Annotated in this window: 20 protein-coding genes and 1 pseudogene; 6 read left to right on the top strand and 15 right to left on the bottom strand. The window is 42.0% G+C overall.

Going from position 1 to position 13,090, the window contains the following annotated elements; genetic code table 11:
* Positions 1 to 285 precede the first annotated feature (285 nt).
* The 5 genes from sigK to KJS65_RS00920 all read right to left on the bottom strand — a co-directional run bounded on the left by sigK (position 286) and on the right by KJS65_RS00920 (position 3,771).
* On the bottom strand, positions 286 to 795 hold the full coding sequence (gene sigK, locus KJS65_RS00945) for an RNA polymerase sporulation sigma factor SigK (RefSeq protein WP_374706164.1): 510 nt from the start codon (positions 793 to 795) through the stop codon (positions 286 to 288).
* Positions 713 to 2,407 carry a recombinase family protein gene (locus KJS65_RS29670; RefSeq protein ID WP_244864344.1) on the bottom strand — a complete coding sequence of 565 codons (1,695 nt, stop codon included), beginning with the start codon at positions 2,405 to 2,407 and terminating at the stop codon, positions 713 to 715. Before KJS65_RS29670 ends, sigK begins: the two co-directional genes overlap by 83 nt.
* A gap of 90 nt (positions 2,408 to 2,497) precedes the next feature.
* Positions 2,498 to 2,665 (bottom strand): hypothetical protein, encoded by a 168-nt coding sequence (locus KJS65_RS00930; protein WP_213648191.1) that lies wholly within the window; start codon positions 2,663 to 2,665, stop codon positions 2,498 to 2,500.
* Positions 2,666 to 2,746: 81 nt separating this feature from the next.
* A complete protein-coding gene (locus tag KJS65_RS00925; RefSeq protein WP_213648190.1) occupies positions 2,747 to 3,196 on the bottom strand; it encodes an ArpU family phage packaging/lysis transcriptional regulator in 450 nt (149 codons plus the stop codon).
* 128 nt (positions 3,197 to 3,324) lie between these two features.
* Positions 3,325 to 3,771: a hypothetical protein gene (locus KJS65_RS00920; RefSeq protein WP_213648189.1), complete on the bottom strand. Its 447-nt coding sequence runs from the start codon at positions 3,769 to 3,771 to the stop codon at positions 3,325 to 3,327.
* 95 nt (positions 3,772 to 3,866) lie between these two features.
* Between KJS65_RS00920 and KJS65_RS00915 the strand changes: the two genes are divergently transcribed.
* Positions 3,867 to 4,100: a hypothetical protein gene (locus tag KJS65_RS00915; protein WP_213648188.1), complete on the top strand. Its 234-nt coding sequence runs from the start codon at positions 3,867 to 3,869 to the stop codon at positions 4,098 to 4,100.
* On the opposite strand, the gene KJS65_RS00910 is transcribed toward KJS65_RS00915, so the two are convergent.
* Positions 4,078 to 4,260, bottom strand: coding sequence for a hypothetical protein (locus KJS65_RS00910; protein ID WP_213648187.1), 183 nt, complete (start codon positions 4,258 to 4,260; stop codon positions 4,078 to 4,080). The two genes, KJS65_RS00915 and KJS65_RS00910, sit on opposite strands and share 23 nt — an antisense overlap.
* A 37-nt stretch (positions 4,261 to 4,297) precedes the next feature.
* On the opposite strand from KJS65_RS00910, the gene KJS65_RS00905 reads away from it, so the two are divergent.
* From KJS65_RS00905 to KJS65_RS00895, 4 genes are all read left to right on the top strand, one after another.
* Positions 4,298 to 5,083, top strand: coding sequence for an FtsK/SpoIIIE domain-containing protein (locus KJS65_RS00905; RefSeq protein ID WP_213648186.1), 786 nt, complete (start codon positions 4,298 to 4,300; stop codon positions 5,081 to 5,083).
* Positions 5,084 to 5,138: 55 nt separating this feature from the next.
* Positions 5,139 to 5,267: a hypothetical protein gene (locus tag KJS65_RS30040; protein ID WP_280531299.1), complete on the top strand. Its 129-nt coding sequence runs from the start codon at positions 5,139 to 5,141 to the stop codon at positions 5,265 to 5,267.
* A complete protein-coding gene (locus KJS65_RS00900) occupies positions 5,264 to 5,863 on the top strand; it encodes a replication-relaxation family protein (RefSeq protein ID WP_213648185.1) in 600 nt (199 codons plus the stop codon). Before KJS65_RS30040 ends, KJS65_RS00900 begins: the two co-directional genes overlap by 4 nt.
* Positions 5,864 to 5,940: 77 nt before the next feature.
* Positions 5,941 to 6,222, top strand: a complete 282-nt coding sequence (locus KJS65_RS00895) for a hypothetical protein (protein WP_213648184.1) — start codon at positions 5,941 to 5,943, stop codon at positions 6,220 to 6,222.
* A gap of 137 nt (positions 6,223 to 6,359) precedes the next feature.
* Here the strand turns inward: KJS65_RS00895 and KJS65_RS00890 are convergent, their stop codons facing one another.
* From KJS65_RS00890 to KJS65_RS00865, 6 genes are all read right to left on the bottom strand, one after another.
* The gene (locus KJS65_RS00890) at positions 6,360 to 6,788 is read right to left on the bottom strand and encodes a hypothetical protein (protein ID WP_213648183.1); all 429 of its coding nucleotides are present in this window, start codon (positions 6,786 to 6,788) and stop codon (positions 6,360 to 6,362) included.
* On the bottom strand, positions 6,781 to 7,158 hold the full coding sequence (locus KJS65_RS00885) for a LexA family protein (RefSeq protein WP_213648182.1): 378 nt from the start codon (positions 7,156 to 7,158) through the stop codon (positions 6,781 to 6,783). Before KJS65_RS00885 ends, KJS65_RS00890 begins: the two co-directional genes overlap by 8 nt.
* Positions 7,155 to 7,391 (bottom strand): hypothetical protein, encoded by a 237-nt coding sequence (locus KJS65_RS00880; protein WP_213648181.1) that lies wholly within the window; start codon positions 7,389 to 7,391, stop codon positions 7,155 to 7,157. The genes KJS65_RS00885 and KJS65_RS00880 overlap by 4 nt, the downstream gene beginning before the upstream one ends.
* 118 nt (positions 7,392 to 7,509) lie before the next feature.
* On the bottom strand, positions 7,510 to 7,824 hold the full coding sequence (locus KJS65_RS00875) for a hypothetical protein (protein WP_213648180.1): 315 nt from the start codon (positions 7,822 to 7,824) through the stop codon (positions 7,510 to 7,512).
* Between the two features lie 91 nt (positions 7,825 to 7,915).
* A complete protein-coding gene (locus KJS65_RS00870; RefSeq protein WP_213648179.1) occupies positions 7,916 to 8,569 on the bottom strand; it encodes a helix-turn-helix domain-containing protein in 654 nt (217 codons plus the stop codon).
* Between the two features lie 271 nt (positions 8,570 to 8,840).
* Entirely contained in the window at positions 8,841 to 9,086 is a 246-nt protein-coding gene (locus KJS65_RS00865; protein WP_213648178.1) for a hypothetical protein, read from the bottom strand.
* Between the two features lie 668 nt (positions 9,087 to 9,754).
* Between KJS65_RS00865 and KJS65_RS00860 the strand changes: the two genes are divergently transcribed.
* Positions 9,755 to 10,537, top strand: coding sequence for a hypothetical protein (locus KJS65_RS00860; protein WP_213648177.1), 783 nt, complete (start codon positions 9,755 to 9,757; stop codon positions 10,535 to 10,537).
* A 598-nt stretch (positions 10,538 to 11,135) separates the two neighbouring features.
* Here KJS65_RS00860 and KJS65_RS00855 read toward each other — a convergent pair.
* The 3 genes and pseudogenes from KJS65_RS00855 to KJS65_RS00845 all read right to left on the bottom strand — a co-directional run bounded on the left by KJS65_RS00855 (position 11,136) and on the right by KJS65_RS00845 (position 12,989).
* Entirely contained in the window at positions 11,136 to 11,714 is a 579-nt protein-coding gene (locus KJS65_RS00855; RefSeq protein ID WP_213648176.1) for a hypothetical protein, read from the bottom strand.
* A gap of 199 nt (positions 11,715 to 11,913) precedes the next feature.
* Positions 11,914 to 12,114, bottom strand: a pseudogene (locus tag KJS65_RS00850) (RNA polymerase subunit sigma-70); the annotation flags it as partial.
* A 242-nt stretch (positions 12,115 to 12,356) separates the two neighbouring features.
* On the bottom strand, positions 12,357 to 12,989 hold the full coding sequence (locus KJS65_RS00845; RefSeq protein ID WP_213648175.1) for a VOC family protein: 633 nt from the start codon (positions 12,987 to 12,989) through the stop codon (positions 12,357 to 12,359).
* Between the last annotated feature and the right edge of the window lie 101 nt (positions 12,990 to 13,090).

Below are 13,090 nucleotides of genomic sequence, written 5' to 3'. Positions count from 1 at the left end.
CAGGTAGACGTTAGCGTTTTCAAAAGATGCTATATACTGATAAAACCCCATCAAGAAAAAAAAGTCAAATTTGGTTAATCATTCAACCAGATAGTGTACAAACCTTAATACGTTATATTTTAAATGAAATGAGATTGAAGAACCTCATCCGAGCAAACACAGAGCTGCTAATTTCCTATATCCTCACATATAAAAGCCACAGGCAGCAGCCAGTGGCCTTTATATTAGGAGGGTTTCTCCTAACTCAAATCAAAAATATAATCTGGGAATTAATCCTTTAAGTACTCAGCCCTTCGCCTTATAAAACTCGTGATAGAGCTTCATCAGTGCTCTCTTTTCAATGCGGGACACGTAGCTGCGGCTGATGCCGAGCTCCTTGGCAATTTCCCGCTGCGTCCGCTCCTCGCCGCCATGCTCCAGGCCGAATCGGCCTTTGATGACCTCCTGCTCGCGTTCATCCAAGATGTCGAGGTTGCGGTAGATCTTGCTCTTCTCAATTTTAAGTTGTACCATATCCGCCACATCATCGGCTTCACTGCCGAGGATATCAATTAATGTGATTTCGTTGCCTTCCTTGTCAGTTCCAATCGGATCATGGAGAGACACATCTTTTCTCGTTTTCTTCAGGGAACGCAAGTGCATAAGTATCTCGTTCTCAATACATCGGGCTGCGAAGGTAGCCAGCTTCGTACCTTTATTCGGCTGAAAGCTTTCAATCGCTTTGATCAGGCCGATCGTTCCGATCGAGATCAGATCCTCCAGATCTTCTCCCGTGTTGTCGAACTTCTTGACAATGTGTAGTCAATACAAGGTCACCTCTATCAATGCCGTAGGTACTGATTTTGCTCAGATACCCGACCAGAGTCAATGTGAACTCATCCTTATCCTCATCGTAATTCAGCACTATTTCATCGACGAGCATATCAAGGATTTTTCTCTTTTCTTCAAATTCTAAATTATCTTGGTTCAGGATCTCGTAATATTGGTCAATACTCTCCTTGATCTTTTCTTTAGAGAGCGACTGTCTGCTGAGCTTTGATCTCTTATCCTCGGCAGATCGTATGTCTGCTTCGATCTTTGCAATCTCTTTATTAATACCGGTCATATCCTGTTCAAACTCTGCTTCACTTATTAGATCCTTACGGAACATCAGTTTTATTTTTTCGCGTTCTTGTTCTTTTTTGCTTAATTGGTCGCTGTATACCTCGATGATATTCTGAAATTCAGCTATTGCATTATTATCCCCGCTGGTTAGGAAATCTTTTATTTCATCTGGGCGTTTCAATGCATCAGCGATCATTTGCCAAACAAAGCTATCAAGAATATCGGCTCTGATTGTCGGAGCAGGACACCTTTCAACATCTCCACCATATTTTTTAGGATACTTATTGGGGCATCTGTAGACTGGGTACCCCATCATCTCACCGCCCTTTTTCGATGGATAAGTTGTCCCATTCCAAATTCTTCCGCATTTTGCGCACCTAACAATGGATTTTAATAGATATTGATTCTTTACATTCTTACCTTTTCTGGTGAAGTTTTTTTGTTTTTGTTGCTGTGCTAGTTCAAACGTACCTTCATCAATAATCGGAGGAACATCGATTGATAGCCATTCAGATTTTTCTCTGATGGAGTACGTTTTCTTTGGGTTTCCTGCTTTTGTCCGTTCCCCTTTAATTTTTTTTGTTTTTCTTCTGTTGTAATAGTATGTTCCGATATATAACTCCGAAGATAAAATTTTACCTAATGAGCTCGCGCTCCAGTTCTTGCTTTCAGCCCTTTTAGGCATTACCCCTAATGAATATAATTCGTTCCCAATTTCCGAAAATGTTTTTTTGTCATAGACGTACCATTGAAATATTAGCTTAACGAATTTGGCTTCATACTCATTTACCACTAAAGCACCATTAACTAGATCATAGCCGTAAGGAGAGATTCTCATGGGCATAACTTTATTTTTGTTAACGGCATTCAAACGTCCCCGCACAGTTCTTTTTTTGATCTGTGCCGATTCATATTGAGCTATGCTGCTCATTAAGTTAAAAAACAATTGCCCTTCTGGAGTATTAACATACTCTGTATCAACGAAAACAAGTTCAACATCTTTTTTCTCAAACTCACGACATAAAGTAAGCTTATCCGTTAAATCTCTAGTAAATCTGTCTGGATGTACACAAACAACATGCGTATACTTCCCCTCAGCAACATCATCTCTTAAACGCGACATTTCAGGTCGTTCTATATCTTCCCCGGTGAACCCCTCTTCCCTGTATACCTTGAGTTCATTTAATGTAAATCCCATTCCGAGACATTTATTAATGCACAAATCTTGTTGAGTTTCGAGACTCGAACCATCTACAGCTTGCAACCCTGTTGAAACACGGACATAAATTGCTGCTGATTTCATATAGTTACACACCTCATTTTTTTGTTTCTACAACACTTATTTATGCTATTGTATTATCAAAATCAACAACATTGCAATAACAAAGCGGTGTCATTGGACACCGCTTTTTGTATCACTGGTATTTGAGTTGTTGAGTTTGCTGAATATTAACTTATATATCTCTCTTAATGGTTCCTTAGAGTTTTCTCTTGCTTCATCCAGTTCCTCCACAGGATCTACAAGAATAATTTTCATGTTTATAACCTTTTCTCCCTGCATCACACTCACTCTCCAATCGTGAGACACACTTCACACTTTACATTTATGTTGAAGGATATTTGTCCTATTACTAAACCGTGATCAAGGTAAATTTGTCTTTTCCACAAGCACATCAAAATTCGAAGCCAATTTATAAAAAGCTTTCCAGCGAATTTTGCTATACTTCCCCTCACTGACCGGCGGCTGAAATACATGATTATATACATGCTGATCAGTGATGTAATCATGCTCATTAGTCATGTACCTTTCATGGATCAGAAATCCCTCCATGCGAGGCATCCTTTTGACGACACGTTCGACCCGTTCACAGAAGGCCTTTTGTTTTGCCTGGGTGTCGACATTATAAATTGCAATGCTGGCCGTTTGATCACTAGTTGTCCCTGTGAAACTCCTTGGAATATCACTTATGCTAGATGTCGTATTTGCCTCACGATCTTCAAAGGAGAGGAACTTATACATCCTGTATCGTTCAAGAATAGCTTCAACGGCCTCCTGGGTTCTTTTGCGATCAATTTCTGGCAAGAAGCTCATCTGACCCACCTTTTCCTCACCTCACAGTATCCAAGGGGATTCCCCGACCGAAGCCGGGGCCATGTAGCAATTAATTAAAATGGCAGATCATCATCACTTTCAGGCATCGTCGGACCATCTTCCCCTTGTTACTCAGAACCCGCAGCAACCTCATCGAGAGTCATTTGGTTCTTATCATCCACATCGACGGTACCGTCCTGGTTGATCTGGCCGCGAACGCCTTCACGGTATTGTTCCTGAGCCTCCCGGAATTCGTCGATATCCATCTGAGACTCCGTAATCGTGAGTTCCACGTCCGTACCTGCCTTCTTGTAGAATTCGAAGGTCTGAGCTGCGGAAGAGTCGCCTTTCACTTCAAACTCCAGAACTGTCTTTTTCGAATCCTTGGCGGATTTCTTAAACTCGGCTGTGAGCTCCACATCATCAAGTCCAGCGATCTGCAGAATAACAACCTCCCGAGTCAGCTGGTTGAGCTCCGGACGTTTCTCGTCCTCTCCTGTTACGTAGAATTGGACTTGCTCCTTTTTGGAGTCCTTCGTTTGCTTATTGAAATGGGCTTTGATTTGAATTTGCATGGATTATTTCCCCTCTCTGTTTAAAAAAGTAATGAAATTCAATAGGATATGTTGTCTTCACCGAAAAAAAATAAAAAATTTGGAGTTGAAAAAAAATGAAAACAAAATTTATTCAAATCAGCTGTTATTCTCATCTGGATTGCAATGGTGACTGTTCATACCACATTACTGCATTGGAAATATTCATTAAATTAACAGGTGGACAGATCGAACCAGGATCGCTTGTTCAAGATTTTGAAATGTTTTTTGAAGATGGTAAGCCTCATACATTCATTTCAATTGATGAGCAAACGTACTTAGATTATGTTAATACTCTCCGCCACTCATAATATACCTGCCGCTGTATCCCTTCCGTGGGGCAGTGATCTCATATTGAAGATCGCTGCCTTTCGGTGCTGGCGGCTTGTCCGCGCCGATTGCCTTCAGGTGTGCGGCCAGGCGCTCAGGCGACCATGTTTCGGTTTTAAGGCCGTTGTCCAGAACTTTCACAGTTTCGTCCCTCCATGCTTTTGTTCTGCCGGTGGGAATGGATCCTAGGAACGTAAAAGAAAACGAATGGTTATTCAGGCAGGTGTTCGGCGCAGCTGCAGAATTGTCCGGGAGTGAGGACGCAAAGACATTTGTAATGTGCATATACAGTACCTCTGTGGCTCCATATGAGTATGTAGCGGCCAATGTAGATGAATGTACTGCCGGGATGAAACTTCCCATCTACGTGGGGCGTAGTCGTTCTGGTGATGTGGCGTATGACATGTTAGAGCATCCGCACTTATTGATTGCCGGGGAGACTGGCAGCGGAAAGTCTGTGGCGCTACGGTCTGTTTTGACAACATTGATCCGGTTGGTCCCGGAACTCGAGCTGTATTGTGCCGACATGAAGCGTTCTGAATTTCATTTATTCCGCGGAGTGGCCCGGGATGTCGTTATGGATGCATCAGGATTGAAACGTATCGTAATGAAGCTGCGGCGGGAGCTGCGGGCCCGCGGTGATCTGCTAGACCGACACGAGGTCGCCCACGTAAATGATCTGCCGGAATGGGAACGGCCGCCATATATTGTCCTCGCGGTGGATGAAGTGGCGCTGCTCAAAAAAGAGATGGACATCATGGAGGGGATTGATGAGATCTCCACGATCGGCCGAGCGCTTGGCGTGTTCTTGATCCTATCTATGCAGCGTCCGGATGCCACTGTGCTCGATGGTAAGCTCAAAAATAACCTGACTGTCCGGATGGCTTTTCGCCACGCGGATGAAATCAACAGCAGGATTACGATAGGTAGCGGGGAGGCTGCAGAGATCAAGCAATTAATCTGAAAAGGGAAAGCTGGTCTTCAAGCTCGATGGCCTGAATTATGTGCAGGGGCCGCACTTGGAGCTGACCAAAGCAAAGAAGCTGCTTGAATCATACCTCCTGGAAGAATCAAAGCCTGAACAAATAGAAAGTGCGGTGCGACTGCCAGAACATGAGGAAGAGTATGTGGAGGTGGGGCTGTTATGATTGCACGAGACAAGGCCATTCTGGCTGATTTGGAGCGGTTCCGATGCTTGTCCCGGGACGACATTGCCGACCTTCATTTTGCATATACCAAGCATCCGGTAACTCACGCGAACATGGTCCTAAAGCGGCTGCGGCGGGACGGCCTGATCAAGTGCTCGACTGAGCGACGGAAGTGTATCTATTTTCCAGCAGAACGTACGATCAAGACGGACTCCCAGAAGATCAATCATTTCCTCGCTATCGCAGACTTCTATAAGCAGGTACGAAGGGCTGAGCAACCTCGGGTGTTTACCGTTGAACCTAAATACGGGAAAGGGATGCCAGAGCCAGACATCTTTATGATTTGGAAGGCAACTCCATGGTTTGTAGAGATCCAGAGGACACATTATACGGATCGAGTCATGTCAGAGAAGTTGAATCGATACGAGCAGTATTTTATCAACGGTGCGTGGGGAAATGAGCCGTGGCAGCCGGTGGGTAAGAAGGTGTTTCCATATCTTTGGATTGTAGGAGTGGGACGGTACAAGGTTGAGGGGCGCCCATTCAAGTTATTTCAGAGTTCGGTAGAGGAAATGATCAGACGAATTAGGACTTGATCAATATATCCAAGATGGTAAACTTTAGGAATAAGAGCAGATCAAGGGGGATGTAAGTGAAAAGGTGCGTTTTAGTAGTGGCGATGTTAATTATCGTACTAAGTGGATGTGGCGGGGGGAATGACAACAGAACTGAGTTAACTATAGATGACCTCGCTCTTGATGCAGTAAACCTATACTTGAAATTTCATGATCTCGGAGATCAATCCAAGGAGGATGCAATTAATTTTATTCATGAACATCGAGAGAGCCTAAGTAATCCAACCAAATTTGATGAACTGGCTAACCTTTTAGATAAGAACGATCTGGTGAAAGCTGAGGAAGTATACAATGAATTAGGTGGAAAACCTATAAAATAAGGTGCACTACTTGAGCCATCGCAGATGATATCTGCGGTGGCCTTTTTGTGTTGGTGGAACTGGATATGTATTTCGACTCCTATGACGTGTGACGCAAAATTATTAACTATTATATTCAAATACCTATAGCTCAATAATTAAAAGTCAGTCTCATCTACTTGAGACCGACTCTTAAACTTATTCAAAGCAAATCTCGTTGAAATGCTCATATTCATAACTATTTCAATATCAGACATCTGAACAATAAAATGTTCGATATCTGCTAAACGGAACGATGGTGTGTACTGTTCACCTCTAATTTGATTAAGCCTTTTCTTTACGCGTGGCATATAAATGCCAAAATGATCAGGATGCTTCACACTCATGACAAGGTCAGTCTGTACTATAGAAAGTCCGAGAGCATAGTCGTTAATTTCATCCCTCGAAAGCCGCTGGAATGGTGCTTCTATGTGAACATAGAGAGTCTCAGCACTCCAATTAATATAACCGCTTTCTGGCTTTATTACCATCCAAGTAGGATACACTCCGTCATAGTTGTAATCGTATATGACTGATAAATTAAACATCAAATTCTACCTTTGTTACTTGTCCTTGAATAAGAACATCACCTATTGGGAAGGGGCGAGGCGGTATTCTTTTGTTTGAGGCTCGAAGGACGATTGTATCGTCTTCATAATAAACTCTCTTTAAAGTCCCTTCATCACCATCAACAATAACAACGCCAATTTTTCCGTTTTGGCAGTGATTTTGCTTTCTGACAAGAACGCGCATTCCTTCATAAATACCCTCGTCTATCATGCTGTCCCCTTTAACGATCAAGTAGAAGTACTCTCCGTTTCCAACGGAATCGCGTGAGGTGAATTCATAACCAACTACGTCCTCTTGTGCAAGTGAGCCATACCCAGCTCTAATTTCACCGTATATCGGGATTTTCACGAGCTCAATTCCAGGTATATATGATGGAGCGGACTCAGAGTCTGAATCTTCTTCTGCTCAGACCTGATCTCGGTGTTGGTATAGAAGCTGGTGTATTCATGATGACAATGAGGGCAAACAAAATAGTTCATCTCAATGCCGTCGTTTAACCTGCGAGACAGAAGCTCCTTGATCTCGAACTCTTGGTCACATTCATTACAGTCGACCCTTTGATACACTTCATTCATTTCCATGTCGTCGCTCCTTTCTATTACGTGGTGGCTTTGATGCAGCAGATGTTCTTTTGATCAACCATTTAATCCATTTCATACGGATCAATCCTTTCCAAAAATAAAAAAGCCGCTGTTTTATTCAGCGACTTCTATCCTTATTGGTTTTGGCCTCAAGATCATATAGAGTCCAATTTTCTACAGGATTGTCTTTTTCCGACCTTCCTGGCTTAATGCAGTGATGTTGAATTAAATAATCGACAGGGTACCCTCTACCTCTCAAGTAAGTGGCACATTTACGTCTCATTTCCTGTAGTCCATTCTTGTGGTTATCTTCAACTGGCTTAAATATAACCTCTGTGTCGCTCTCAACTTCGATGAGCTTTCCAGAATAGAACCCACTTTCTTGGTCACCTTCGGTCACAAGGATATGGGGCAGTTTATAGCGTTGATCCATAATATCTTACCTCCAAATTGTGGAATGTAAGAATATTATAGCAGGCTTAGGCGGCCATTCTTTCTAGGTTTCACATTTTATTTAAGTCACATCAAACCGCCTTGGTGCAGCATGTAGGAACGCTATGATATTCCCATTGTTTGCTCTTTGGCAGCTCTTTGAAATGCTCCATGATCTCAGCTTCCCATTCCTCTGCTGTAACTCCAAAAGACTGCAACTGATCGATCTGCTCACCTATGGTTTGATATTGCTCTTCTGTAATTCTCATGTGCTGTTTTTTCTTATTCATAGCATAGTGTTTCAGATAGGTTTTAAAGTATGGATTCTCTATGTTTTCAAAAGCGATGTATTTATTAAATCTTTTATCATTCGTTAGTATATATCCATTAGTTACTAGCGTTGGATTTTCCACAACTGGAAAACCCGATTCTGGACGTAATGACGGGCTTTCAAAAATATCGAGTTCCCAGGACATGATCTTGCCACGCTCATTTTTGACCGGATATCTGTTTACGTACCCCAATTGCTCGAGCTCCTTCATGCCGGTGCGGATGCTATCCTTTTTCTCAGTTGTGTGCTTGATCAGCTCGTCCAGATAAAACCGGAATGTGTCCGGCTTTGATAGCATGTAGGCGAGTAGGCCACGAGCTTTGAAGCTGAGACGTTCATCATGCAGCATGCTGTTGTCGATCCGGGTGAATGGTGGCGGATCCTTCCCTGCCTTTTTAACTCGATGTGTCGCCACGTCACTCCCTCCAAAATATTAAGAGTTGTGATATAATATTCCAAACTCTACCAGCCCCTGTTTCAGGGCTTGCCCGGGATGGGGAGATGGTTGCTAGCCTGAAGCAAACCACTCTGGAGGAGTGAGGCAATGAGAAGTCGAATTCGATTCGATTTCACCATCACTGTCGGTGATGCACTGGCTTTCATCAGCCTTTTCATCGACATTCTGGAGCTCCTACGAATGTAGGGGCTTTTGCCATTTCAAAAGAAAAAGCACCCATTCGGGGTGCTTAGCTGTTTTTTTCAACTTCATCGATTCCATGAGCTGTAATGATAAATTCCGTGTATCTTCCACCTGGAAATCTCTTTTCGAGTAAGTGCTTTTGTTCAAGATATTCATAAGCCAGATTCGTTTCGCTATCCGACCGAAGATCTTCATTTGAATACTTTTTACCCGATCCATCTTTTTCAAAGTAAATGTCGTATAGCTCCTGAAGAAGTTTGCTCCTCAACTCGATTCTTTCTTTTCCGTCCAATACAATCACCTCCTCGACATCACATTTCGACACCAAGGAGAGATTTTCCTTTTTGAAAGGAGCCCACCACAAACTCAACCACGTAAAACGTAACCTGTGACAAGCTCCTGCATATGAGCCCACCTCCAACAATACAGTTTGAACACAATATATTATCAGTGGACAGGATCGGCGAGGTCGGAACTTTCACCACCAATAGGAAAAGGCCGGCTCATTGGCCGACCTGGTAGATGGGGCATTCATGCCCCTGTGGTGTCCTCTTCTCAATTTTCCATGTTACAAATATATCACGTTTAAAACCTAATGGTTCACAAGCTTTTCGCAATTTTCCCGCAATATTTTCGCAATTGTTTCTTTCAAACCATAAAGATCGGTTTCACCCGGCTTATTTGTATTCAACTTATTTCCTTTTCCCAGCGACTGCTTAGCAATACCAACTCGATCAGAGATTGCTATCTGCAATATTCATGAGCGCTTTTTCCAAAATTATTTCCATTCCGAAGAATCCGCTGGTAACTGACAATAGCAGCACTTTATATCAAATTTTAAAACTAAAAAAGTAAGTTGGTATCTAAAAATATCATTTTTTGTTGGATTAATAGGTAAATGATGGTATGATTATATCCGGGTTAGTAATTTAGCCAAATTATACTAAAAGGAGGATTTATATGAAAAAATTATTACCCATTATCTTTTCCACGTTTTTATTATTTAGTAGTGTGGGAGTAGCATCAGCTTCTAGTGTTGTCCCTCAAGAAGTAGAAGAAAGCAGCAATGTTGCTGTTAGTCAGGATGAGATCAACAACCTTTATATCGACCAACTCGATAGACTAGCTGACTATGTTAAATCTAATAATCATGAGGATGTCTCTAAATCTGTTTCGGATTTTTTAAGCCAAGACACCCTCAAGAATAATGATGAATTAAAGACTTATTTTAATCAGAAAAGTAAAAAATTGAACATCCTCAGTCAAAAACCAAAAGAAGAGGTTGCTCTAAAAAGTATTGAAATTGATGCAAAGACAATTTTGACAACATATGATGATGGAACTCTTTCTATAACAAAAACTACGATGGAACCAGTTTCTAATAGCACTCTGGCTACATATACAAAATGGGGACAATCTACTAAAGATTACTATTCTATTGTTGGAATGAAATTATTTACTATTGCGGTTGGAATTGAGTGTTATTGTGACGGTACAAAGGCTAGTCCTACTGGAATTGATAAGGGTTTTTATGAACGAGGATTTTTATCAGTTTGGCAAGTAAGTGACTGGAAATTTGAGAAGCAAGCTTTCTACCAAACTGATTACGGTGCTTATGTCCAAGGAAACTTCCACTACGGATTTGAAGTTGAGGGAGTGGGGATAGTTATACAAGATAAATTTATTAAGCACCAAGTAATAATTCATAAGGATTGCTCAGTCTCAACAAGTAATAATTTTTAGTTAGGTTTAGGAGGTGGGGCGAATTATCGCCCCACTTTTTTTTAAACCTCCGGGAATGTATAATTATTTTAATGAGAGTGTGAGGAGGGAATTAATTTACGATGTTTAAAAAAGCATTTTGGATAACCTATATTTGTATCGCATTTTTGTTTTTATTGTTTTTCGCAGCGCAGCTTCTAGAACCCACAACATTTGAAATTATAGCTACAATCTTATTGTGTCTTGTAACATCCTTTATTCTTACTGCTCTTATATTCTTAATTATAAGGTTGTTCAAAAAAATCACAAAACACGGCTAAGAGGGCAAAATCTCGAGAAAATTAAAGAAAACCAAAAAACGTCCTCTTCGCCATCGAGGTGAACAGAGGCCGTTTTTGGTTTTTATCGACGTTGAAGATGCTCCTGGAGCTACAGGCGATGAGATTAAACTAGGACAGGGCGCAATCATGCGGACTGCTTATACAGACTCCAGTAAGTCACGCATTTTTTTCTTCTGTTCCATTTTCCGTTTTTCAACAAACGCCCTGCGTTCCTTCCATTCTTCCCAACCTACAGCCCTTCAACCTCTCCCCACCTGATTCATTTCCATTGCCATTAATTATATCAGCTCTTCTTTCGGCCTATAAGTATAAATACTCGGCAATTCAGGTTCATTCCCGGACTTGATGGCAAGATATCGCTCCACTGTCCTATCGTTCAAGACATCATAATCATACTTACCTTCGTCTGTATCAAACCAGAACGTCCAGAGAGCGCCACGTACCTTAACATCTACTACAATAGTTGGTGCGTCGATCTCTTCACTTTCGTCGGGATCACACCCAAAGTCGTCAATGGAGATAACCACACGTTCCAACTCGCGAAGTCTGGTTACATTCTCAATTTCATCCATCACAAAATGTGTGAAATCAGCATTTGTCAGATCGCAGATTTTTCCGTATTCGATACCGTCCTTTGTTTCAAAGACATCTGTAAAATGGACACTGTTGAACCCGTAATCTCCGAAACCCTCTAAATAGACATCGGTGGAAGATTGATAAATTTCAACACGATCAATAATATACTCTGTACCCTCTGTTAACTTCTTAGATGCTAGTTCAGCCTCACCGCCCCATCCTCCCTGACCAGTAAAGCGGACCTTTGATCCTTTCCGAGCTTTAAATATGTTCATGCTCATGTCAACGCCCCTCCTCCTCACTCATAATAATTAGTTGAACATAGCCAAAGTTTGATTTATTTCATTACAGCTTCTCTACAAACTTCTTCGATATTCCGTGGTATTGTACTTCCGGTTTTATGTGAAGAAAGCCTGAATATCGATGTTATACACACAAGAGCATTATCATTTTCGTTACCTTGTTTTGTGACTATAACATTTTGACAATGTGTGCCACCAGCCGCAAATTATGCTCGATCAGCATATTACGGGCATGGGCGTCTCCTTCGGCCATTAACTGAAGGTATTTGCTCTCCTCTTTTTCCGTCAGCGGCTGAGGAAAAGCATTATTTTTTACATAAGATACCAGCAGCGTTAGTTCTTTGATAAACAGGGCAATAAAGCTGAATAATCCAGGCATAAGATGACACCTCCTGCTGAATGACTAGGCACCGCTATTTCATCTCGATGACTCCACGCTGACAAGTGCGGTCTGTTCATTCTATGTAGGCGATGACCCAACTGTGCCTGTACGGGCAATTTTTAGCACATCATGTTGATTTTCGAAACAGTCTTCAAATTGCCGTTCAGAGAGGTTCAGCATATAGCTGCAAAAAAATAAGCGCAACCATGCTCACGCATAAGTGCACTTATTAAGAAACCTCAGTTAAAATTCATAGTCCCATGCCCCGACACACATACGGTTACTGGGAAAATCTCCGAATCCTTTTCGGCAAAGTACCAACGCCGATCTTTTTTCACGATGATGAACAACCCATGCTCATCCCCAACCGGAACAAAGCTGTCACTGCCCTCTCTCCATTTGGGAAAGCCTTCGCTCTGTAATTCTTCCACAAAGAGAGGAACTTCGTCTCTCACAATCCCGATTTCACTCACGCACAGCAGACTTTCAGAGGTAAAAGGCTCTTCTGAAGCATTATCCAGATCATGCCTTGCGATCAGTTCCACAATGTTACCAGCCGGATCTTCAAAATAAACTGCATGGGCATTCCAAGATTCGAAATCAGCCTCGTCTTCGCCTTCCTCACGGTTAAGCTCTACTTTATCCAAAAGCCAGACTTTCGCTTCCTTAAACTGATTTTCCGGAATATTGAAGGCATAGTGATAGAAAGGCTGCCCCTGCTTGGCTTGTTCAAACGTTAGCCTTGTCTGGCCAATTCGCACCGAAAAGAATCCGTCTTGATCTTCAACCACCGGCAATTCCAACGTATCCTTGTAAAAATGTTTCAAAGGTTCCAATTCTGCTGTTTTCAGCTTGATTTCATCAAAAAACATGATGTCCCCTCCTTAGGCACAAAAAAATGATATTATCATTCGGTCCACTTGATCCGGCTTTTCCAATTGCCTCTCGGCTCTGCCATCAAAAGGACCCACCG

It is taken from the genome of Paenibacillus sp. J23TS9, assembly GCF_018403225.1.
GTDB lineage: Bacteria > Bacillota > Bacilli > Paenibacillales > Paenibacillaceae > Paenibacillus_AQ.
Note: the sequence above shows the minus strand (reverse complement) of the source record. Positions and strands in the feature narration are given on the sequence as shown.